Source organism: Actinomadura latina NBRC 106108 (genome assembly GCF_001552195.1).
Taxonomy (GTDB): domain Bacteria; phylum Actinomycetota; class Actinomycetes; order Streptosporangiales; family Streptosporangiaceae; genus Spirillospora; species Spirillospora latina.
The window spans coordinates 1-21,969 of the sequence record NZ_BCQS01000003.1 but is presented as its reverse complement, the minus strand read 5'-3'; the positions used below and the strand labels follow the sequence as shown (position 1 = coordinate 21,969).

At 68.5% G+C, this 21,969-nt stretch carries 20 protein-coding genes, 1 tRNA gene and 2 pseudogenes; 7 read left to right on the top strand and 16 right to left on the bottom strand.

Translation table 11 applies throughout. The features are described from left to right. Positions 1 to 16 precede the first annotated feature (16 nt). Positions 17 to 946 carry a DMT family transporter gene (locus AL2_RS00830; RefSeq protein WP_067628084.1) on the top strand — a complete coding sequence of 310 codons (930 nt, stop codon included), beginning with the start codon at positions 17 to 19 and terminating at the stop codon, positions 944 to 946. A gap of 41 nt (positions 947 to 987) precedes the next feature. On the opposite strand, the gene AL2_RS00825 is transcribed toward AL2_RS00830, so the two are convergent. The 3 genes from AL2_RS00825 to AL2_RS00815 form a co-directional block, all read right to left on the bottom strand. Then, complete coding sequence (locus AL2_RS00825; RefSeq protein WP_067628081.1) at positions 988 to 2,781, bottom strand: M64 family metallopeptidase; 1,794 nt, start codon at positions 2,779 to 2,781, stop codon at positions 988 to 990. A 123-nt stretch (positions 2,782 to 2,904) separates the two neighbouring features. Next, positions 2,905 to 3,696: an SDR family NAD(P)-dependent oxidoreductase gene (locus AL2_RS00820; protein WP_067629988.1), complete on the bottom strand. Its 792-nt coding sequence runs from the start codon at positions 3,694 to 3,696 to the stop codon at positions 2,905 to 2,907. A gap of 17 nt (positions 3,697 to 3,713) precedes the next feature. Next, a complete protein-coding gene (locus tag AL2_RS00815) occupies positions 3,714 to 3,923 on the bottom strand; it encodes a hypothetical protein (protein ID WP_067628078.1) in 210 nt (69 codons plus the stop codon). Between the two features lie 207 nt (positions 3,924 to 4,130). On the opposite strand from AL2_RS00815, the gene AL2_RS38400 reads away from it, so the two are divergent. Next, positions 4,131 to 4,250, top strand: coding sequence for a DLW-39 family protein (locus AL2_RS38400; protein WP_217999819.1), 120 nt, complete (start codon positions 4,131 to 4,133; stop codon positions 4,248 to 4,250). Between the two features lie 468 nt (positions 4,251 to 4,718). Beyond that, a tRNA-Ala gene (locus AL2_RS00810) sits at positions 4,719 to 4,791 on the top strand. A 276-nt stretch (positions 4,792 to 5,067) separates the two neighbouring features. Here AL2_RS00810 and AL2_RS00800 read toward each other — a convergent pair. Continuing rightward, positions 5,068 to 5,370, bottom strand: a complete 303-nt coding sequence (locus AL2_RS00800; protein ID WP_157437940.1) for a hypothetical protein — start codon at positions 5,368 to 5,370, stop codon at positions 5,068 to 5,070. Between the two features lie 177 nt (positions 5,371 to 5,547). Beyond that, on the bottom strand, positions 5,548 to 5,841 hold the full coding sequence (locus AL2_RS00795) for a hypothetical protein (protein WP_067628069.1): 294 nt from the start codon (positions 5,839 to 5,841) through the stop codon (positions 5,548 to 5,550). Between the two features lie 349 nt (positions 5,842 to 6,190). On the opposite strand from AL2_RS00795, the gene AL2_RS00790 reads away from it, so the two are divergent. Together AL2_RS00790 and AL2_RS00785 are read left to right on the top strand one after the other, a co-directional pair. Next, complete coding sequence (locus AL2_RS00790) at positions 6,191 to 7,045, top strand: DUF5919 domain-containing protein (RefSeq protein ID WP_157437939.1); 855 nt, start codon at positions 6,191 to 6,193, stop codon at positions 7,043 to 7,045. Beyond that, a complete protein-coding gene (locus AL2_RS00785) occupies positions 7,042 to 7,854 on the top strand; it encodes an inositol monophosphatase family protein (protein ID WP_067628063.1) in 813 nt (270 codons plus the stop codon). Before AL2_RS00790 ends, AL2_RS00785 begins: the two co-directional genes overlap by 4 nt. 460 nt (positions 7,855 to 8,314) lie before the next feature. Here AL2_RS00785 and AL2_RS37105 read toward each other — a convergent pair whose 3' ends face one another. Beyond that, positions 8,315 to 9,037 carry a site-specific integrase gene (locus tag AL2_RS37105; RefSeq protein ID WP_157437938.1) on the bottom strand — a complete coding sequence of 241 codons (723 nt, stop codon included), beginning with the start codon at positions 9,035 to 9,037 and terminating at the stop codon, positions 8,315 to 8,317. Between the two features lie 262 nt (positions 9,038 to 9,299). Here AL2_RS37105 and AL2_RS00770 point away from each other — a divergent pair, with 262 nt between their 5' ends. Further along, positions 9,300 to 9,698, top strand: coding sequence for an HflX-like GTP-binding protein (locus AL2_RS00770; protein ID WP_245666240.1), 399 nt, complete (start codon positions 9,300 to 9,302; stop codon positions 9,696 to 9,698). A gap of 1,128 nt (positions 9,699 to 10,826) precedes the next feature. On the opposite strand, the gene AL2_RS00765 is transcribed toward AL2_RS00770, so the two are convergent. Further along, positions 10,827 to 11,183 (bottom strand): hypothetical protein, encoded by a 357-nt coding sequence (locus AL2_RS00765; RefSeq protein WP_067628057.1) that lies wholly within the window; start codon positions 11,181 to 11,183, stop codon positions 10,827 to 10,829. 623 nt (positions 11,184 to 11,806) lie between these two features. Between AL2_RS00765 and AL2_RS35900 the strand changes: the two are divergent. Further along, a pseudogene (locus tag AL2_RS35900) lies at positions 11,807 to 12,189 on the top strand (transposase); the annotation flags it as partial. 16 nt (positions 12,190 to 12,205) lie between these two features. Here AL2_RS35900 and AL2_RS38915 read toward each other — a convergent pair. From AL2_RS38915 to AL2_RS00735, 9 genes and pseudogenes are all read right to left on the bottom strand, one after another. After that, positions 12,206 to 12,454 (bottom strand): annotated as a pseudogene (locus tag AL2_RS38915) (replication initiator); the annotation flags it as partial. A gap of 38 nt (positions 12,455 to 12,492) precedes the next feature. Further along, positions 12,493 to 12,915 (bottom strand): GNAT family N-acetyltransferase, encoded by a 423-nt coding sequence (locus AL2_RS00760; protein WP_067629984.1) that lies wholly within the window; start codon positions 12,913 to 12,915, stop codon positions 12,493 to 12,495. A 92-nt stretch (positions 12,916 to 13,007) separates the two neighbouring features. Further along, a complete protein-coding gene (locus AL2_RS35890; RefSeq protein WP_210748098.1) occupies positions 13,008 to 13,346 on the bottom strand; it encodes a hypothetical protein in 339 nt (112 codons plus the stop codon). A 49-nt stretch (positions 13,347 to 13,395) separates the two neighbouring features. Beyond that, on the bottom strand, positions 13,396 to 14,751 hold the full coding sequence (locus AL2_RS00755) for a cellulase family glycosylhydrolase (protein ID WP_083945808.1): 1,356 nt from the start codon (positions 14,749 to 14,751) through the stop codon (positions 13,396 to 13,398). A gap of 80 nt (positions 14,752 to 14,831) precedes the next feature. Further along, positions 14,832 to 16,673, bottom strand: coding sequence for a thiol reductant ABC exporter subunit CydC (gene cydC, locus AL2_RS38395; RefSeq protein WP_210748099.1), 1,842 nt, complete (start codon positions 16,671 to 16,673; stop codon positions 14,832 to 14,834). Positions 16,674 to 16,772: 99 nt separating this feature from the next. Continuing rightward, the gene (cydD, locus tag AL2_RS38390; protein WP_218003623.1) at positions 16,773 to 18,422 is read right to left on the bottom strand and encodes a thiol reductant ABC exporter subunit CydD; all 1,650 of its coding nucleotides are present in this window, start codon (positions 18,420 to 18,422) and stop codon (positions 16,773 to 16,775) included. Further along, entirely contained in the window at positions 18,419 to 19,438 is a 1,020-nt protein-coding gene (gene cydB, locus AL2_RS00745) for a cytochrome d ubiquinol oxidase subunit II (RefSeq protein WP_067628054.1), read from the bottom strand. The genes cydD and cydB overlap by 4 nt, the downstream gene beginning before the upstream one ends. An 11-nt stretch (positions 19,439 to 19,449) precedes the next feature. Next, entirely contained in the window at positions 19,450 to 20,865 is a 1,416-nt protein-coding gene (locus AL2_RS00740) for a cytochrome ubiquinol oxidase subunit I (protein WP_067628051.1), read from the bottom strand. Positions 20,866 to 21,043: 178 nt separating this feature from the next. Further along, positions 21,044 to 21,892 carry a trypsin-like peptidase domain-containing protein gene (locus AL2_RS00735; protein WP_067628048.1) on the bottom strand — a complete coding sequence of 283 codons (849 nt, stop codon included), beginning with the start codon at positions 21,890 to 21,892 and terminating at the stop codon, positions 21,044 to 21,046. Positions 21,893 to 21,969 lie beyond the last annotated feature (77 nt).

Here is a 21,969-nt window from a genome sequence, read left to right as displayed (position 1 = left end):
GGGAACGGAGGTCCTGGTGAGTCGTCGTGGCTGGCTGCTGTTCGCGCTGATGAGCGTGCTGTGGGGCATCCCCTACCTGATGATCAAGGTGGCGGTCGAGAGCGTCTCGGTGCCCATGGTGGTGTTCGCGCGGACCGCGCTCGGCGCCCTCATCCTGCTGCCGCTGGTGCTGCGGTCCGGGCAGCTGGACGTGGTCCGCCGGCACTGGCGTCCGCTGCTGCTGTTCACCGCGGTAGAGATCCTCGGCCCGTGGGCGCTGCTGTCCGACGCCGAGAACCGGCTGACCAGCTCCATGACCGGGCTGCTGATAGCCGCCGTGCCGATCGTCGGGGTGGTGCTGGCGAGGCTCACCGGCGATGCCGAGCGGCTCGGCCCGGTGCGGTGGGCGGGGCTGCTGGTCGGGCTGACCGGCGTCGGCGTGCTCGCCGGGCCGCACCTCGGCGGCGGCAGCGCATGGTCGATCGGCGAGGTCATGCTGGTCGCGCTCGGCTACGCGATCGCCCCGATCATCGCCACCCGGCGCCTCCAGGACCTGCCGAGCCTGCACATGGCCGCGTTCGCGCTGGCCATCGCCGCGGTGATCTACGCCGGCCCCGCGATCGCGACCTGGCCCGACGCGATGCCGAGCGGACGCGTCCTGGCCGCCCTCATCGGCCTTGGCCTGATCTGCACGGCGCTGGCGTTCATCGTGTTCTTCGAGCTGATCCGCGAGGTCGGCACGTCCCGCGGGATGGTGTTCACCTACGTCAACCCGGCCGTGGCGGTCGTCGCCGGCGTCGCGTTCCTCGGCGAGCCACTGACCGGAACGATCATCGCCTCGTTCGCGCTGATCCTGGCCGGCTCCGTCCTCGCCACGGCCCACCGCTCCCCGGCCCCCACCCCCCCGGCTGATACGGCACAGGCCGAGGACGCGAACGTGGCCTCAGAGCCGGCCTATGAGCCCTAGCAGGGGACGGCTGCACCGGGCGGCCGGTGAGGTCGGGGGCCTCAGCGGAGCGTGACGATGAGGCGTTGGGGCTTGCCGGTGTTGCCGGACGGGTCGGTCGCGCGGTACTCGACCGTGTGGCGGCCCTTGCCGAGCCTGCCGTAGGTGAGGCTGTCGATGACGGTGCCGTCCGCGGTGAAAAGCCAGGGCGCGGACGAGTCGGTCGGCCAGCCGAAGTAGTTGAACCAGCCGTCGCCGTCCACGCGGAACTCCGAGACGACCACGCCCGGACGGTCGTCGGCTCCGGTCAGCCGCATGGTGAACGGGCCGTCGAAGACGAACTCGGACGTGTGCCCGGCGCGAACCCGGCTCTGCGCAGCCTTGGACAAGGCGTACGTCACCCTCGGGCGTTCCGCGTCGATCGTCCACGCACGGCTGTTGGAACCGACGCGTGCGACCAGCGTGTGCGTGCCCGTGGCCAAGCGGAACCGTCCGAGATCGATGTCCCGGTCGCCGCCGCGTACACGCCGGCCGTCGAGCTCCCAGCGCACCTTGGGCGCGAACCGTCCCGGATGGGTCGTCTCCACGTACACGACAGATTCGGCGCCGACAGGTTTGTCGGTAGGGGTAGAGGAGCTGAAGTCGACCGGCACTGTCGCCGGCGGCGTTTTCAGGTCCGTGTCCACTGTCCATGTGCGCACCTGCGTGAGCGCGGCCGACGACCGTATGGCCGTGTCCCGGACGAAGCCGGTGGGGTCTGTGACCGTCACCCTCACCGTGTGCGTGCCCTTCTTGCGGTGCAGCCTGGACAGGTCGAGGTTGGCTCCCTTACCCACGCTCTTCCCATCGACCGTCCATGTCACGGACAGGCGGTGACTGGCCGGGTGCATCGTTTCGATCCACAGAACACGGTCGTCACCCACTGGTGGATCCGTAGGCGTGTGCGCTTGGACGAGGTTGACCTTGCCTGAGATCCGCTCCGTCATCCGCTCACGCGCGACCTGGTCGTAGTAGTAGCCGAGCGTCTTCATCATCGAGTGCTGGCTCGGCCTCCACACGCCCTTACTGAAGTAGAGGCCACCCTCATAACGTCCGATGGTGCCTCCGGACTCGCTTCGTTCACCGAGCCACCGCCACCACTTCCTCTTCTGGGCCTTTATCTCGTGCTCGGTCAGCAGCGTGTGGTGCATGGAGTCGGGCTCAGGACCGGTGTACGTCCCGCCAGGTACGCCCCGCTGGTAGTAGTCGTACTCGTCGTCCAGCCCACCCAGCGAGTGCCCGAGTTCGTGCGGCGCTATGAGAGCCGACATCGCGTTGCCGCCGGACGCCGTCGCATACGTCCCGCCAGCACCGCCGTAGGTGTCGCTGTTGGCGAGCGCGAGAATCTGCCGGTTCTGCTGTGTCGCCCCTGGGACGAGATCCGCGTACGTCTTGGCGGCTGCAGAGTCCATGACGAGAAGACGCTGAATACCGTCTACGCGGCATCCGCTCCAGAAAGCCATGCGCAGCGGTGTCGTACGGCGCGGCGATGACAGCGCAGGGTCACAGCTGACCCCAGACTCACCGGACGGAATCTCCACCGCGTACACGTTGATGTAGCTGCGGTACGACTTGAACGGCTCGAGCGTCCACAGGTCGTTCAGATGCTTAGCGAGATCCGTCCGGAACTTCGGCATGTCCGCCGGCGTGTAGCCGTCCCCCAGGACCACGAGGTTGAAGCGCTTGGCGGGGTCACCGGTGACCTGGATGGGCACGACCGTCGCATCCGTGGGCTCCGCCGCCCGCGCGGGCGCCGCCATGAGCGGCAGGACGGTCGCGGCCGCCGCCCCGATCACGATCTTCTTGCCCGTCCACATTGCGCAGACCTCCTCGCGAGGGGGCGCACGCGGCGGGCGGGATGCGGCCGGACACGGCGCCTGGCCGTCCCGCTGATCAAGCGGGACACGCCCGGATTATCGCCGGAGTCTCCGGATTTGTCGCTACCGCTTGTCGCGCTGCCCGTCCGCGAGCCCCTCCGCGATGCGGTGCCCGCCCGTGCGCCGCTGCACGGCGGCCGACAGGACCGGCGCGATCCCGCCGATCCGGGCGCCGAGCCGCAGCCCCAGCGGCGCGACGTCGATCTCCGCGATGTTGCGTTCGATGGCCCGCACGGTCGCGCGGGCCACGTCCTGCGGCGTCCGCGTCCCGATCCCCTTCGGCAGGGTCACCCCGGCCTCCGCGAACATCCCCGCGTCCCGGATGAACCCCGGGAACACGGTCGACACGCCGATACCGGACGGGCGCAGATCCTCCCGCAACGCCAGGGCGAACCCCCGCATACCGAACTTTGTCGCGTTGTAGAGGGACGCGTGGCCGGACGCCGCCTTCCCGGACAGCGACGACACGAACACCAGGTGACCGCGGCCACGATCGGCCATCCGCGCGGCGGCGAGCTTCGCCATCACGATCGGCGCGCGCAGGTTGACGTCCAGCGTCCGGTCGATCTCCGTGATCGAGTACTCGCTGAGCAGCCCGGACGCCGGCAGCGCCGCGTTCGCGACCAGCACGTCGACCCGTCCGGCCTCGTCCAGAAGCTTTTCGACGGCGTCGCGATCGGCCAGGTCCGCGACGATGGCGTGGCCGCCGAGCCGGTCGGCCAGCGGCTCCAGGACGTCCGCCCGCCGGCCCGTCAGCACGACCCGGCCACCTCGCGCGGCCAGCGCCTTCGCCAGCGCCTGGCCGATCCCGCCGGTCGCACCGGTCACCAGGACGTTCGCTCCGCGCAGATCCATGCCGAGATCATGGCGGATCACATGCCGATGCGCCACAGCAGCAGGACGATCGACGACAGCACCAGCCCGGCCGCGCCCAGCGGGACGTCCCCCGTCACGATCAACGCGGCGCACGCGGTCGCGGTGATCCCCGCGACCAGCACCAGTGCCCGGCCCCCGGCCCTGCCCTCGTCCGCCGCGCCCGGATCGAACTCGCGTTCCCAGCGCCGGAAGTCGTCCTCTGCCATCGGCACTCCCGAAGGTCGTCCCCTCGGATTATGCGACCGCCCGGCCGTCCCGGCGAGGGACCGTTCATCGGACTCACCGTCCGATAACGGCGAGCGGGTGCGGACCGCCCGGCTACGGTTGCTAGGCTTCGGAGAACCTGGGGAAGCAGATACTGATCCGCACCTCCCCGGGTTTTGACTTCATAGTCGAGGTGAAGGGGTCCCACCGTGAAGAAGCTGCTTATTCTCGCCGTTGTCGCACTCGGCGGATTCGCCGTCTGGCGCCGGATGCAGCAGGACCGCGCCGAGCTGGACCTGTGGACCGAGGCCACGTCGTCCGACAACTGACACGCCGACGACAGGGTCCGGCGTGACCGAAGCAGTCGCCTGCATCGATCTCGCCGGGACCACCGTCGCGGACGCCGGCACCGCCGAACCGCCCTAGCCGAGGCGATCGCCACTTTGGGGATCGCCTCCGGCACGGCGGCAGTCGAGCGCGCCGTCGCCCTCTCCTATAACGCGCGCGGCCTCCGCTAGCTCTACGCCGAGCCACGCGCCCAGAACGCGCGCCCGCCGCACGGGCTGGGCCTCTGGCACGCCCTGAAAGTCGTGGATCGCCTCAGCGTGGCGTCCAAGTGCTCCCACGACCAGCGCGCACTTACCCATGCCCGGAACCAACCCCCCCCTGAACTGCCTCGGCCACCCGCGCCCGCCGCCAGCGGCACCACGGCCCCCATCCCGCAACCGCCTCCCCGACCCCTCCACACCGATGCCACGCCCGCCCGCGACCACGGGTAAGCTTTGACCCGCCCACACGGGGCCTTAGCTCAGTTGGTAGAGCACCGGCTTTGCAAGCCGGGTGTCAGGGGTTCGAATCCCCTAGGCTCCACCCACCGAAAAGCCCAGGTCAGAAGCCACGCTCCGACCTGGGCTCTCGTGTCTCACGACCTCATCTTCCGTGCTGCGTGCCCGCGCGCCTCGGCCATCCGGCCCGCCAGAGCCATAGGCGTCGCCGCTTCGAGGAGCACCCAGCGCCCCGCCCGCGGCATCATTGCCCACCAACGGAACGTGTGGTTCCCGAACCAGACCGACGAGCCTGGGAACCGGCGTTGCAGGGTGATGATTGCCGCGGTGACATCGTCCGGTGCGCCCCCGGTCCAAGACGTCACGGCCGCGACCTCAGCAGGTCTGGTGCGGTCGGCTCGTTTATGAACGCGGTGATCCGTTCGGCCGCGCCGTCCAGGTCCCTGACCGGGTGCACGTTGTCGACTCGCCACCAGGACACCTCACCCTTGCGGCGGTTCACCGTCACGTAGCCGATGACGTCGAGGGACGTCCCGCCCGGCCGGGTGATTGTCAGACCGGGGATGGCGTCGCGTAACTGGACGTACAGGCCGCGCCTGACCAGAGCCCGGCACAGATCACCGAGCACCCGAAGTTCAGCGTTGCGGGAGAGAGAAGGGCCCATCACCTGTCTCGCTTTCGTTGGAAGCAGAGCCGGAGGCGCGGGGCCCCGGCCCGTCCCTCCCACACACGTGATCAATGGGGGAACTGGGGGGCGATCACGCGACGGACCGTCCTCGCCGCGCCGCCGGCTCTGCCGTTCAAAGCGCCAGGGCCAGCCCATGAGGCCAGCCCTACAGCGCTAGTCGAAGTGGTCGTTCGCCGACCCGTTGAGCTGTCCAGCTTGCGCGGTGACGAAGCGAGCGACCTTGCCCGCCGCGCCCGGCACATCGTCGACCGGGTGCTTGCTGTCGTCGCGTCGCCAGGTGAACGTACGGCCGGAGGCCCCGACGAACACCCATACGAACAGCCCCGGATTCCCGGTACTCACCAGCAGCCCCGGCATTCCCTCATCGAGCCGAACGGCCAGGCCCAGACCGAGAAGGGAGGTTCGCAGATCAGCCAGAAGCCGCAACTCGACGTCCCGCGCGTTCACGACTCCTCCCCACCCTGCCGCTCGGACTCGCGACCCGTCCCCAGGCAGTCAGGGCAAGAGTCCTGACGACTGTCAGCAGGAACGCCCGCTACGTGCCCCGGCGTCAACGTCCGCCGTGCAACACGCCGCTTGACCCCGCGTCCCCTGCAAGAGGTGCAATCGCTCGCCATGACCACACCGTGCCAACAAGTCACGTTGCGTCACGACATCATGATCATCTCGTCTCGCCCGTCAACGTCCTGCAACCGTCTCGACTTTGTCTCGTCTTCGATCTCACGACGCGTCTAGCCTGAGAAACGCCCAGCAGAGAGGACGGCCGGTGTCTCCCCAACCGATCCTGTTGCAAGTCGTGATCCGTCAGCGCCGCCTACAGCGGTACGGCATGTTCCAGGCCGCTTACAACGAGGCCGCCAAGAAGATCTCGCCCGAACTCACCGGCACCGCGCCGAGCCGCGCCCAGCTCCACCGCTGGACCTCCGGCGAACTCAAACGCCTGCCCTACACAGATCACTGCCGGGTCTTAGAGGCGATGTTCCCCGAGTGGACGGCCGATGAGCTGTTCGGCCCCTGCCCGCCTCACGTCCTGGCGGACGAACCCGCCGCCTACGCGCCCAGCGACGAGCGGGCCGACCTTGAGTCGACCGCCGACCGGGTAGGCCCGAACCCCTACGCCGACGTCACCGCAGTCTTCGCCACCCGCGCCGAGTTCTCTTACGCCCACCCGCCACACGCACTACTCGACGGCGCGAGCAGCATCCGGGCCGCCGGCCTTTCCCTCAACATGCTCTGCCAGCAGTACCCCGACCAACGTCTTTACCGGCTCATCGAGGACGGCACCACCCTGCAAGCCCTGTTCTTGGACCCCGAGGGCGCGGCCATCCGAGCCCGCGAACAGGAAGAGGGCTACACGGACAACCACCTCACCACGCTCACGCGCCTGAACATCGAGGTCCTGACGCGCCTACGCAAACGCCTATCGCCCGAGGCCCAAGACCGCCTGTCCGTCGCCGTCTACGACGAGACGATCCGGTTCAACATCACGCTTCTCAACAACCAGCTCTGCGTGATGCAGCCCTACCTACCGAACGCCCGCGGAGTCGACTCGCCCACCTTCCTCGCCGAACGCAACCCGACCGGGGCAGGCTTGTACGGGACGTTCGAAGAGATCTTCAACGCGCTATGGGAACGAGGCCGCACCGTATGACCGACGCACCAGCCGCACTACTACCCGTCGCCCTCCAGGCAGCCGAGATAGCCAGCGACCTAGTGCGCACCCGCGTCCCCGGCCTGCTCACCGCCAAGGGCGACCGCGACATGGCCAGCGAAGTGGATTACGCCGTAGAACGCGCCGTCCGTGACTACCTCAAAGAGCGAACCCCCGACATCCCTGTACTCGGCGAAGAAGAAGGCATCACCGGCGACACCACCGGCGAACTCCTCTGGGCCATCGATCCAGTAGACGGCACCGCCAACTTCGTTCGCAGCATCCCACTCTGCGGTATCTCCATCGGCCTCATCCAACGAGGCCGCCCCGTCGTCGGCGTCATCGACCTACCGTTCCTGGGCACCCGCTACCACGCAGCCCAGCACACCGGCGCCTACCTCGGAGACCGCCGCATCCAAGCAAGCATGACCACCGACCTCAAAGACGCAATCGTCGCCATAGGCGACTATGCCGTAGGCGAGGGAGCCGAGGCCAAGAACCGCCAACGCATCGCCCTCGCCGAACGCCTAGCCGCCAACGTCCAACGCGTCCGCATGCTCGGCTCGGCCGCCGTTGATCTCGCATGGGTTGCGGAAGGCAAGATAGATGCCAGCATCACACTCTCAAACAAACCATGGGACACAGCCGCCGGCGTCATCATCGCCCGCGAAGCCGGAGCCAAGGTCACCGACGAGGACGGCACCGACCACACCTTTGCATCGGCCGCCACTATCGCCACAAGTCACACACTGGCCGACGACATCGCATCCCTGGTGAAGGCCGCCAACGAAGCGCAGCCCCGCAGTTAGCCAGGGCAAGCACGATGCGTTGCCGAATTCAGCTGTTTTAGATCAAGGGGCGGCGGCGCTCAGGCCGCTGCGCGGCCCCGCGCCAGGCCGCCCGGAGCGTGCGGCGTGGGCGCCGGTCACCGGACGGCCGCGCCGGGCCGCGCATCCTGCGTCCGCCGCTCTGTCCGCCAGTCACCGGCGGTCACGGGGTCCGCGCCGCCGCTAGGTCGTAGGCCCCCACGTGGCCGAGGTCTTCTCTGCCTCCGGCGGGGGCACTCCGACTCTGGGAAGCCCATCCCGCGCCCGTCACGGTCGTCGGCTGGTTGGGGATGCCTGAGCTTCCCGTCTGCCGACGTCCCGATCGGAGATCTACCAGACCAGGGTCAGGGGGCCAAGGTCGTTCGTCCGGTGGGGCGCTCCACCTTGGCCCCCTGACCCTGGCCCGGCAGCGCGGAGCGCGGGACGACGGCAGACGGGAAGCTCAGGTGGCATGCCCCTCTATGGCGAGGTTCCACAGCACGCGTTCGGCCGCCTGGCGGTCCGGGAAGTACTGCGGGAAGGCCCGCGTGCCGCCCTCCACCAGCCGGTATCGGAGCTGGAACTCCCCAGAGGGCATCTTGCGGATGTTGCCGACCGGGTGACGGCCGAGCAACTCGGCCAGCTCGAAGATTTGCGCCAGCGTGAGTACGGGGCGTTCCTCCGGTGACTCGTCCCCCGCGCCCTTGATCCGGCATGGGTTCCGCGCGAGCATGCCGTCTTCCTCGGTCGCGGTCATGAGGACCGCCCGCAGCAGCCGATACGCCTTGGCGGTCACGCTTGCCGAAACGCCGGAGTCCAGAAGAGTCGTCCGCCATTCCCGCACCATGCTCGTCTTGATGTCGCCGACTGAGACGGCGCCCAGGTGCGGAGGCGAGTGGGTGAGTCTGACGGAACTGCGTGCGTCGGCGAGGCACCGTCGACCAAGACCGGAAAGCTTGGCTTGGCCCGTCTCATTGATTACGACGCCGACCCGTTCGAGGCCGAGTTGTACGAATTGGCGGCCGATCCGCGCGTGTTGCTCATCGACCGTGCCCAGCGATGCCGCGCCGACAGCACGTGCGGCGTGTACGACGGTTGAAGACCCGAAGTCAACGCCCCCGACAGTGACAGCAACGGTGACAGCAACAGCGGCAAACGACCCCGACCACCGGCACACCTCACCCACCTTCCGGCCTTAGTCGGGCTCTCGCCCGGCAGGGGTGCTGCTATAGCTGAAAGGCAGGCGGTCGGTGGGCAGCCGATCCCTAGCGCGCTTGGTGGGGGACCGCCTCGCTTCGGGCCGCTGGTAGCAGCGTTGGGCGCACGCGGTCACCATGTCTAGTGTGTTGTTCATGAGGTATATGCGGCGGCGTTCGCAGCAGAGAGGCCGGTCAGAGCCACCGCCTCGAATTGGTCGCTTCCAGGGTCATGCGCCAGGACCACGAGATGTGATCGACGGAGGCGGCGTTCTCGTCGCCGGCCTCTTCTCGGCGAAGCAGAAGGACTTTGCCGAGATCATGAGTGTTCTGGTCAGCGAGGTTGAGCGGCTGGGTGGTCATGTCGTGGGGCGGTTCGTACAGCGTCGAGGGGTCTCGGGCAACAAGAAAGGTCATGCGCCTGGCGGCAAGGTGAACATGGATCGGCCCTACTCGTCGCGGACGCTGATGAGCACGGGGAAGGTGCGGGAGATAGTGGCCGCGCGGGTCCAGACAGAGGCCAAGGCAGTGGTGTTCACCAACGAGTTGACCGCCAGACAGCGGACTGTCCTGGCGGAGCTGCTCGGCTGCCCGGTGTTCAGCCCTGGGGACCTTCGAGCACCGGAGACAGCGGACTCCGGCCAAGGCTGATCTGGTCGGAGCAGCTGAGGACCAGGACGCCATCCGAGCGGATGCTGCTAACGCACCTGCTAACACCCCGTCTGGGTGATCTTGGATGGATGTGGACGCCGCAGAGGACGGGGCGCAGGTCAAGAGACCTGTGGGGACTTCCCTGGACACCGCTGATTTTGCTTGTAAACAGATGCCGCGCGTGCGTAATTGGCTTGGGCGATGGCCTCCGGCCAGGTACTGTGCGCTCCTGTGTGGCCCTCCCGGAGGTCGTAGGAGAAGGCAGGCAGTCTGTGAAGAGCAGGAGCCCCCAGGAGAAGAAGCAGTTCAGTTACGCCAAGGACCGTCGCAACGCGTACGCGGAGAACGATAAGAGTTCCAGGAACGCGGTACGCCTGAACAAACGGTTCCCTAATCGCGCCAACCGCCATCGCCTTCACCAGCTTCTTCAGGAAGCCGCGGGCAGTCCCGATGTGGGGAGGGCAGTCGAGGTCGAGGAGCGTGTAGCGCGCCGACGGCCGAAGACCTGGCGCAAAGAGCCTGGGCTGCCGTTGGGGGACTGGGTGGAGAGCAGATTGCAGCGGCGTCTCCGACTGGAGGACGACGGCCGGGCCGATGAGCGACGGCTTGCCCGGGTTCGACGGCGTGGCCGGCGGGCCAAGCTCCGCACTCTGCCCAAGGCACGAGTCGCGACCGAGGGCACCGTCGAGCGGCGCTGGTAGCGCGTGTTGCTCCTGGCAAGGGTGGCTCGGCAGAGGCCTCCGTTCGCGGCGGGCGAGGAAGCTCGGCGTGCCGAATGCGGGTCGAAGTTCGCGGGCAGAGTTGCGTAGGTGCAGGTCAGGAGAGTTTGGCGGTGGGACTGTAAATCTGTCTGCCAGTCGGGCGAAGCTCGCCCCATCATGCTGACGAGACCGACCTTAGAGACCGCCAGGGGCCGCGAGTGGCGGGTGCAGTACAGCAGAGAAGTACCGCAACAGGGGCTTACGGCGGCTTACGGAATCACACGTGGGCGCACGTTGTAGCTGGGGTGGGCGGTCGTGAGGTGCGGGGTGCCGGTGGTTCGCATCGAGGTGGTGCCGCACGATCGCGATGCAGGCGGGGACGGTCGGATTGTTGCAGCACGGTGGGTGAGCGTCGGGCCGGTAGGGGTCATTGATCGGGCGCGTCAGGTTCAAGGGGGTTGCAGATGTCGTGGAGGTCGCCTGTGGCGACCAGGTTCCGTACGACTTCTACGATGGCGGGTAGGCCAGGTGTACGGATGATGATCAGGTCTGAGCACCAGAAGTACTCGCCGTTGAGGCATTCGCCGGTGGTTCGCCAGCGGTCCATGATGGCTGCGATGGTTCGCACGGTCATGAAGGTTGGGGCGTAGTGTGTGCCATCCGGGAGGTAGATGTGGCCGTCCGCCTCTTCTAGCGTCGCGGGATCATGGCCTTCCCATCGAACGACCGTGAGGTCGAAGGCGGGATCGCTGACACGGTAGAACGGGCCGTCGATGCGGATCATAGTCCGTGACTCCTCCCATCGAGGCATCCCGCGATGCTAACGCCCTTGCTAACAACGCCTCTGGATGACGTCGGACGGGTGCGGAGCCAGGAGCCGTTTTAAGGGTGCTCGCGGGCAGGTCAGGGGACGGCTCTGGACGGGTGTGGATCTTGTTCGTGAGACTCGTAATGATTCGCTCTCGCGGGGTGGGGCGGGAACTGTGCCCGGTGGGCCCGCAACCAGCCCGGAGTCTCTCGGATGTGCAGACCGGGCACCGTGCGATTAGGGGCGGTCGCCAGAGGGCAGGAGCGGTCACTCAAGGGCCATAGGTTCCCCAGGTCAGAGCCTTGATCCGGGGTGATCTCGCAGATTTGCAAGCCGGGTGTCAGGGGTTCGAATCCCCTAGGCTCCACCCACAGAAAAGCCCAGGTCAGAAGCCATGCTTCGACCTGGGCTCTCGTGTCTCACGATCTCTTCTTCCGCGCTGCGCGCTCGATCGCTGGAATTGAAAGCGTCCGGACGACTGGGTTGCGTCCACGGAGATGGTGTATGAGCTTGACCTGGTCAGAGGACGTGGCGTCGTGACGTGAGACGGCCATCGCGTGATCCTTCGAATCGACCAAGATCAGAAGGAGAGGAACGCGATGGCCGTGGACAACAGTGTGGACCCCGGGGGCTGGCTGGCTGAGCAGATCGGGGCGTGTGAGCCCGATGTGTTGCGGTCGATGGTCAAGACGATGGCCGAGGCACTGATGAGCGCGGAGGCCGACGCGGTGTGCGGGGCCGGCTACGGGACCCGCTCGGACGAGCGGGTCAACCGTCGCAACGGCTACCGGGTCCGGGACTGGGCACCCGCGCCGGCACCGTCGAGCCGGCGATCCCGAAACTGCGTAGCGGGTCCTACTTCCCCGAGTGGCTGCTGGAGCGGCGCCGCCGGGCCGAGCAGGCCCTGGTCAGCGTGGTCGCCGCCTCCTATCTGCTGGGGGTGTCGACGCGGCGGGTGGACAGGCTGGTCGAGCAGATGGGTAGCCACAGCCGTCCTGGCCCGCGATCTCGTCCCAGACCGGCAGATATTCGCCGTCGAAGACGACGTGATCGGTCGAGGGCCACCACACCTGTTGATAGGTGGCCGCCACCACCTGCCGCAGGTTCTGCACGAACCGGTCAACCAGCTTGGAGAAGTGCAACGCGTCCCGCGCGTAGTCGTAGGACTCGGGGTCGACCGGCGTACCGTCACCCCGGACCCGCCCGTAGAAGTCCAGGGTGAGCGAGAGGAACGACGAGGGCCGGAAGTCAGGCCAGTTGCCCTAATGTCGCCGCTTCGTCGACTTCAGCCCAGCGGCTTCACCCAGCGACTCCACTGCGGTTGCCGGTGGTAACCCGCAGCGCTCCAAGCGTGATGAGCCAACGTGTTCTCATCCAGAACCATAGCGTCGGCTCGAAAGGCCCCGAGCTCGCGAAAGCGCAGCTCGGCTCGCTCAGTCAGCTTCCGTGCGATGCCTTGCCGTCGATACTCAGGATGCACCGCTAGCCGGTAGAGGTGCGCTCGCCAGCCGTCCCAGCCCGCGATAAGCGTCCCGACCATCCGTCCGTCGATCTCCGCAACCAGCAGAGCCTGCGGGTCCCGGTCAATCAGCGCCAAGAATCCCTGGGAGGAGTCGTGCCGATCCGTCCCTTCGCCCGCGAGCTTCCAGAAGTCCAGGACGGTTTGCATCTCGTCATTGCGCCCGTACCGGATCGCTATTTCCACCATGGAGAGCCACACTAGGTAATGAACCGACCTGTGCCCATCGCCCCCTACAGCGAGTGTCCGTGCAGGCGTGCCGGAGGTCGGTTGCGCGTGCGCTACTGGGGAACCCCGTGGTTCCCCAGACCCCTCCTGGAGCCGGAGGGCACTCCTGCGCGAATCGGTCTGTCAGGGGTTGAGCGCCGTTCGCGCGGGAGGCTTTCGAGGTAGACGTGGTTGTGGTCGGACGCGTTTCCGTACATGCGGGCGCTGCCGTTGTGGTCCGAGCCCCATGGGTAGCGGTAGTTCCACGCCGATTCGAGAGTGGCGTAGTTCGTGAAGGAGCCGTCGATCACCGTTTCCCAGGTTGCGGCGGCCGCTGGTCGAAGTCCGCCCAGCGCGGCGGCTACGCCGGTTCCGCCGGCGAGGAGGAACGTGCGGCGGGTGTGCGAGGTCATCGTGAGTCTCCTTGAGGCGACTGCCGGCGGTAGAGCGGCCTAGATGTCGTCAAGCGAGGGTGATCAGGTTCTTGATGCCGCGGGCGGCCAGGTAGGCGGCGTCTGCGGTCCGACTCTGGAGGACGACGGCGGGACGGGTTCCCTCGTCGATGAGCTTCATGAACGGGTCGAAGAGGTCGCTGAAGTCCTTCACCGGGATCATGTCGTCCGGTAGCACGAGGGCCGTGGTTCGCCGGAGCGGTTCTGGCGGGTGCCTGCCGAACTCGGCGATGAGTTCGCGGATGGTCTTGCCGATCGGCTTGAGTTTCCGGTCGTTGGTGAAGAGGCCGAGGTCGTATTCGAGGTCGACGTATCCGCTGAGCTTGGGGTTCAGGTCGTGGGAGTCCCACCAGGTGATGCCGAAGAGGTCGGTGCAGGACGCCATCGCGCGGATTGAGCGTTCCGTCCACGGTGGGATGTCGGCCGCGTCCATCCAGACGGTGGAGACGCCGGTTTCCTCGATCCAGACCTTGCGCTCCAGGTCGGTGTGGAACGCCTTGATGAGTTCGATGAAGAACTCGGAGTAGTGCGTGGACGAAGTGGAGAGGGAGCCGTAGCGCTGGATGACCTGCGTCCATCCGGCCCAGGTGTGGTTGGCGGTCATCGTGCCGGATGTGGCGAGGCCTTGCCGGGTCCAGTAGGCGTTGTTCTGCCAGGGCCAATGGTCGATTCCCGACACGTGAATCTTGCCTGGTGCGGTCTTTTCGCAGGTGTCGAACAGGGCGGTGTGCCAGGCGTCGCCCTCGGCCTGGGTGGCCTGCATGCCCAGCGGGATGGCGAACCAGTGGATCTCGTTGGAGAGGTCGAAGCCCAGGAATCTGCGGTGCCGTCCGATCCGTTCGGCGACCTGGGTGAGGAGCCATTGCTCTCGTTCGATCGCCATCGGGTCGGTGAGGATGTTGCGTATTTCGCCGTTGCCGTTGCTGATGAGGTACGGCGGGACGAACAGGACGCCGCTGACCGCGCCGTTGAGGACGGTCACCTCTACGTCCAGGTCGCGCCGGTCGGCGAGGTCGAGCAGTTCCTCAAGGCGGTCGAGGAGTTCGCCGCGCACGTAGGTTGCGTTCGGTTGCAGCTCCGACCAGATCAGCATGATGCGGATGTGGTCCATGCCCAGGGATGCGATGTCGTCGAGGTCGGCCGCGATCGACCTGCGGTCCCAGTCCGACCAGGAGAACCACCAGTTCTTGCTCGGGACGTAGTTCACGCCGAACCGGACCCGGCGGCGACGGCGGTGCTGTGCGTGGGCTTCGGCGCGGGCCGGGGCGGGATCGAGGAGGGTGGACGCCGCGGCGGCGCCGGCGGTCACGCCGATGAACTGTCTCCGGTTGATGGCCGTCCGGTCGTGGGGGGTGGACGGAGGCATGGGCGGCCCTTCGGGGTTTCGGCTCCGGGCCCGGAGCCTACGAAGGTTCGCCGAGGAACGGCCAGGGGGCTTTCAGGGTTTCATCCCTCGCTGCCGCTGAGGAGTTGTGGTGCGGGGGCGGATGAGCGTTCCCGCTCCCAGAGGGAGCGGTAGAGGCCGGGACGGGAGACGAGGTCGGCGTGGGTTCCGCGGTCGGCGACGCGGCCCTCGTCCAGGACGATGATCTCGTCGACGGCGTCCAGACCGGCGAGGCGGTGGGTGACGAGGAGGGTCGTCCGGCCCTCGGTGGCGGTCAGGAGGTCGGCGGTGAGCTCGTCGGCGGTCGCGATGTCGAGGTGCTCGGCGGGCTCGTCCAGCAGCAGGATCGGGAAGTCGGCGAGGAGGGCGCGGGCCAGGGCGATGCGCTGGCGCTGGCCGCCGGAGACCTGCGCGCCGTGCTCGCCGACGCGGGTGTCGAGGCCCTTCGGCAGGGAGTCGACCCAGTCGAGGATGCGGGCGCGGTGCAGGGCGTCGCGGATGTCGTCGTCGGTCGCGGAGGGGCGGGCCAGGCGGATGTTCGCCCCGATCGTCGAGTCGAACAGGTGCGCGTCCTGGGCGCACAGGCCGATGACCTTGCGGACGTCGTCCCCTGCCAAGGCTTCCAGCCCGGTCCCGTTCAGGGACACCGCACCGGAGGCCGGATCCAGGAAGCGCAGCAGGACCGAGGTCAGGGTCGTCTTGCCCGAACCGGACGGGCCGACGATCGCGCAGCGGCGGCCCGGCAGAAGCTCCAGGGAGACGCCGTCGAGCGCGTAGGGGGCGGCCGGCGTCCACCGGGCTCGCAGGTTCTCGACCTTGAGCGTGTACGGGGACGCGGGGAGTGGGGCCGGCGTGGCCGGGTCCTGGACGGGCGGCGGCGCGTCGAGGACGGCGAAGATTCGCGTTGCCGAGCGCCGGACGCGCTGCAGGTACTGGGCGGCGAGCGGCAGTCCGGCGACGACCTCGAATGCGGCCAGCGGGAGCAGGACGATCACCGCGAGCAGCACCCCGTCGAGCGCGCCCGAGCGGACGGCCGGGACGCCGACGGAGAGGCTGCCCCACACGGCCAGGCCGCCGGCGAGGGCGGAGATGGCCGCGCCGAGGCCGGCGGTGGCGGCGGAGCGGGCCGTCGCCCGGGTGAACTCGCGGTCGAGGCGGGTGGCTTCGGCGAGCTGGGTGGGGGCGGCGCCGTAGGCGATGAGTTCCGGTGCGCCCTGGAGGGTGTCGACGACGTGGGAGGTCAGTTCACCGCGCAGGTCGGTTGTCCGGCGTTCTGCTCGGCGCGCCAGCACGGACGACAGCCAGGGTGCGACGACACCGGCCAGGAGCAAGGCGAGCAGGAGGACGACCCCCGCCGAGGGGAGGAGCGCCCACGCGACCCCTACCGAGGCGCCGCCGACGACGGCGGCGACAGTGCAGGGCAGCAGGACGCGGAGGAAGAGGTCCTGGACGGCGTCGACGTCCGCGACGAGCCGGTTCAGGAGGTCGCCGCCACGGAAAGCGGGGAGTCCGCCGGGCGCGAGCCGTTCCAGCCGCTCGTACACACGCGCGCGCAGGTCAGCGAGGATGCGGAAGGTGGCGTCATGCCCGACGAGGCGCTCGATGTAGCGGAACACGCCGCGGCCGAGCCCGAACGCGCGGACGGCCACGATCGCGACCATCAGCATAAGGACGGGTGGATGTTGCGCTGCCCGGGAGATAAGCCACGCAGAGGTCGCCATGAGCCCGACCCCGCTGCCAAGCGCCAAAGCCCCGAACAGGACAGCGAGCAGGAACCGCCCCCGAGCCGGCCGGGCGAACTTGATGAGCCGCAGAATCACGTCAACACCCCCACGACAAGAGCAAGCCCTCCGAGGGCGGCAGAGCGTTGGTGCGAACCGGCTCACGCGGCTGGACGGGAACATGCGCCCGGCTTGTGACGAATGAGGCAGTTGAAGCCTCTGGAGGATCGGAGGTTTCACGTGAATCAATGAGGTCAGCGGGCGCGATGCTGCCGTAGGGAGTCATGTCGTCACCGTCGCGGGTTCGACCTTGATCACGCGGTCGGCCAGGGTGGCCAGGGCCGGGCGGTGGGCGACGAGGATGACGGTGCGGCCGGCCTTCAGGCGCCGCACGGCGTCGATGACCGCGGCTTCGCTCTCCACGTCCAGGTTCGAGGTCGGCTCGTCCAGGAGGAGGAGCGGCGCGTCGCGGAGGAAGGCGCGGGCCAGGGCGAGCCGCTGCCGCTGCCCGGCGGACAGGCCGGCGCCGCGGTCGCCGAGCGGAGTGTCGAAGCCGGCGGGCAGCGCCTCGATGAACGGCAGTGCGTTGGCGGCCTCGGCGGCGGCGCGCACCGACTCCCGAGACGCGGACGGGTCGCCCAGGCGGATGTTCTCGGCGACCGTCCCGGCGAAGAGGTGGGGACGCTGCGGTACCCAGGCGATCTGGGCGCGCCAGGCGTCCGGCGAGAAGCCGGAGAGGTCGTCCCAGTCGACCAGGACGCGTCCCGCGTCGGGCTGGACGAATCCGAGAAGCACCGACAGCACGGTCGACTTCCCGGCGCCGCTCGGGCCCATCAGGGCGACGGTCTCCCCGGGATGGACGGTCAGCGAGAAGGCGGACAGCGCCGGCCCCCGGTCGTAGGCGACCGTCACCCCGTCCAGGCGGAGGGTCGCGTGGGAGAGGTCCGGAAGGTCGGAGCGGGTCCCGGCGGCGGGCAGCGGCGTTTCGAGGACCTCGAAGATCCGCGACGCGGCGGTGAGGCCCTCGACGCTCGCGTGGTACTGCGCGCCGACCTGCCGCAGCGGAAGGTAGGCCTCGGGCGCGAGGATCAGGACGAGCAGCGCCGTCTCAAGCCCCAGCCCGCCTTCGACCAGCCGCAGCCCGATGGACACGGCGACCAGTGCGACCGACAGCGTCGACAGCAGTTCGAGGACGAGGGCGGACAGGAACGCGATCCGCAGGGTCGACATCGTCGCGCGCCGGTGCCGGTCGGTGACCTCCCGGATCCGGTCCGCCTGCGCGCGGGCACGGCCGAAGATCTTCAGCGTGGGCAGCCCCGCGACGACGTCCAGGAAGTGCGCGGCGAGGACGGAGAGCGTCCGCCACTGCCGGTCCATCTTCCGCTGCGTGGTGAGCCCGACGAGGATCGCGAAGACCGGGATGAGCGGCACCGTCGCCGCGATCGTCACGGCGGACAGCCAGTCGCCGAGCAGGATCCGGAACCCGACGGCCGCCGGGACGATCACCGCGAGGACGAGCTGCGGCAGGTACCGGGAGAAGTAGTCGTCCAGGGCGTCGATGCCGCGGGTGGCGAGGGTGGCGAGTTCGCCGCTGCGTTCGCCGGACAGCCAGCGCGGGCCGAGCCCCAGCGCGCGGGCGAGCAGCCGGCCGCGCAGCTGGGACTTCACCGCGGCGGACGAGCGGTGGGCGGCGACCTCCTGCAGCCAGGCGACCAGCGTCCGCGCCAGGACGACGGCCAGCAGCAGCGCGAGGGGGGTGCGCAGGCCGGCGAGGGAGGCGCCACCCAGGAACGCGCGGGTGAGCATGTCGGCGAGCAGTGTCGCCTGCGCGATGATCAGCCCGGCGGTGGCGGTGCCGAGCGCCACGGACGACAGCAGGAAGATCCGTGTCGTCCGGGCGTACTTCAGCAGCCGCGGGTCGAGGGGTTTCACGGCACCGGCTCGGGCTTCTTCGCGGCGGCCGGGATGTGGGACGTGCCGATCCGCTTCCGGAAGATCCAGTACGTCCACCCCTGGTAGATCAGCACGATCGGGGTGAACACGACGGCGACCCACGTCATGATCGTGAGGGTGTAGCCGGTCGATGCGGCGTTCTCGGTGGTCAGGCCGCCGGAGCCGAGCGTGGACGGCATGACGTCCGGGAACAGCGCGGTGAACAGGGTGGCGACGGCGAGCACGATGGCGGCGCCGGTGCCGACGAACGCCCAGCCCTCGCGTCCGCGCCGGTTGGCGGCGGCGGCGAGCAGCAGCCCGGCGGCGGCGCCGAGCGCGGTCAGCCAGGTCACCGGCTTGCCGTGCTGCAGCTGCGTGATGAGCAGGAAGCTGCCGCCGGCGGCGATGGCCGCCACCGCGGCGACGGTCGCGACGCGCCGCGCCTGCACCCGGATGGCGCCGGACGTCTTCAGCGCCAGGAACACGGCGCCGTGCAGGACGAACAGGATCGTCGTGGTCAGCCCGCCGAGCAGCGCGTACGGGTTGAGCAGGTCGAAGAACGTCCCCGCGTACTCGTGCGAAGTGTCCAGCGGCACGCCCCGGACGATGTTCGCGAACGCGACGCCCCACAGGAACGCGGGGAGCAGGCTCCCCCAGAAGATGGCCTTGTCCCAGCGGGACCGCCACCGCGCGTCGTCCTTCTTGCCGCGGTACTCGAACGCGACGCCGCGGATGATCAGCGCGAGCAGGATCAGCAGCAGCGGCAGGTAGAAGCCGCTGAAGAGGGTGGCGTACCACTCGGGGAACGCGGCGAACGTGGCGGCGCCGGCGACGATGAACCACACCTCGTTGCCGTCCCAGACGGGTCCGATGGTGTTGATGACGACGCGGCGCTCGACGTCGTCGCGGCCGAGGACGGGAAGCAGGATCCCGACGCCGAAGTCGAATCCCTCCAGGAAGAAGTAGCTCGTCCACAGGAAGGCGATGATGATGAACCAGACGGTGGTGAGTTCCATGACCGGCCCCCTCAGTAGGCGAACGTGAGCGAGCGCTCAGTGTCGGAGTCGGAATCGGAGTCCGGGGGCGGCGGCAGTACCTCGTCCTCGGACGGCGGTCCGGCCTTGGCGTACCTGAGCATCAGCCCGGCCTCGATGACCATGAGGAAGCCGTACAGCGCGGTCAGCGAGATGACGGAGATGAGCATCGACGTCGGCGACACGCCGGGTGAGACGCTCGCGGACGTCTTCAGCACCCCGAACACCGACCAGGGCTGCCGTCCCATCTCGGTGAAGATCCATCCGGCGGAGTTGCCGATGAAGGGGAGTGCCAGTGACAGGACGCCGATCCGGTACACCCAGGGGCTGGACGGCAGCCGCCCGCGCCGCAGCAGCCACAGCCCGGCGAGCGAGACGAGGGCGGTCAGCATCCCGACCCCGACCATGATCCGGAAGTTCCAGTAGGCGATCGGGATGTTGGGCCGGTAGTCGCCGGGCCCGTAGCGCGCCTCCTCGGCGGCCTGGACGTCGTTGATGCCCTTGACCTCGCCGTCGAAGCTGCCGGTGGCGAGGAACGACAGGACGCGCGGCACCTTGATCCCGAAGACCTCCTCGCGGCCGTCCGGCGTTCCGACGGTGAAGATCGAGAACGACGCCGGCTGCTCGGTCTCGTAGAGGGCTTCGGCGGCGGCCATCTTCATCGGCTGCTGGTCGGTCATGACCTTGCCCTGGACGTCGCCGGTGATGGCGACGCCGATGGACGCGATCGCGGTGACGACGAGGGCGAGCTTCAGCGAGGGGCGGAAGACCTCGATGTTCTTGCGGCGGGCGAGGTGCCAGGCGCTGACCCCGGCCATGAACAGCCCGCCGGTGACGAACGCCGCCGTGATCGTGTGCGGGAACGAGACGAGCTGCGTCGAGTTGGTGAGGACGGCCCAGAAGTCGGTGAGGACGGCCCGTCCCGACTCGTGGTCGATGCGGTAGCCGACGGGGTGCTGCATCCAGGAGTTGGCGGCGAGGATGAAGTACGCCGACAGCAGCGTCCCGATGTGGACGAGCCAGATGCAGGCGTTGTGGAGCTTGCCGTTCAGCCGGTCCCAGCTGAAGATCCACAGGCCGAGGAAGGTCGACTCGACGAAGAACGCGAGGAGCCCCTCGATGGCGAGCGGCGCGCCGAAGATGTCGCCGACGAACCGGGAGTAGTCGCTCCAGTTCATCCCGAACTGGAACTCCTGCACGATGCCGGTGACGATCCCCATGGCGAAGTTGATCAGGAAGAGCTTGCCCCAGAACTTGGTGGCGCGGAGGTACTTCGTCTTGCCCGTCCGCAGCCACGCCGTCTCCAGGCCGGCGACGAGCGCGGAGAGCCCGATCGTCAGCGGGACGAAGAAGAAGTGGTAGACGGTGGTGATCCCGAACTGCCACCGTGCGATGTCGACCGAGTCCATGGCCCCAGATGCCTCTCCGGCTCAACTACTACAAGCTGTAGTACTACGTTCTGTGGGACATACTACGGCCTGTAGTACTACGGGCTGTCGTAACTTCCCTCACAGCGATGACCTGGGCCGGAGACGGCGGAACCCGCGGCCGGTCGTCCGGCCGCGGGTTCCGTGGGGGGTCAGCTCATCAACCGCGCGGCACGAGGCAGCCCGGACGGTTGAAGTCGATCACGCTGCCCGGCGCGATGCAGGCGCCCAGGATGTAGGTCTCCTGCGCGTACCCGATGTGCGGGCGCACCGTGATGTTGCCCGCCTCGTCCACCTCGCAGGGGTTGTTGAGCGTGCAGCGGCCGCCGTCCTCGTTGATGGTGTTGTTCACGGCGATGACCTTGCGGGACGCCGCGTCGATGACCGGCGACCCCGAGGTGCCGCCGATGACGTCGCACGAGGACGTGTAACGCACCGAGTCCTTCCACGTCCACTCGCCCTCGCGGAGGCGGTAGGCGAACCCGTCGAGATTGCAGGAGTACATGCGCCGCCAGTAACCGGAGACGACGCGCAGATCGGCGCCGGCGGCCGGGTGGTCGAGCGACAGCTCCAGCGCGCGGGTGCCGTAGTTCCGCTCGATGGCGGCGTAGCTCGTGTTGAGCCGGTACAGGGTCACGTCGGTGTCGGTCATGGTCGCGTAGAGCATCCTCGACGCGCGCAGCCTGCCGAGCGTTCCCTGGCCGCTGGAGTTCAGCAGCGTGAACGTGCGGCTGGACGGCCGGTTCGTGATGACCTGCCCGGCGGACGGCATGCCGCCCTCGTAGCAGTGCCCGTTGGTGAGCACGAGCGCCGGATCGCTGTCGGCGGCGGCCGGGGTGCGCACGAGCGAGCCGGAGCAGTTGCTGAGCGCGACGATCCCGGTGAAGTCGACGGCCACCGCGGGCGCCGCGGCCGGTGCGGGAGCGGCGGACGCGGTGGAGGCGGCGGCAGTCAGCGTCCCGGTTCCGAGGAGGGCGGCGACGAGCACGCCCAGGAGGCGTCTTGGCATGGCGGGGGGTCCTCTCCGTTTGAGGCGGAGCAGCGGGGGTGGGGTGGAGCGGCGGGATGGGGTGGAGCGGCGGGGTG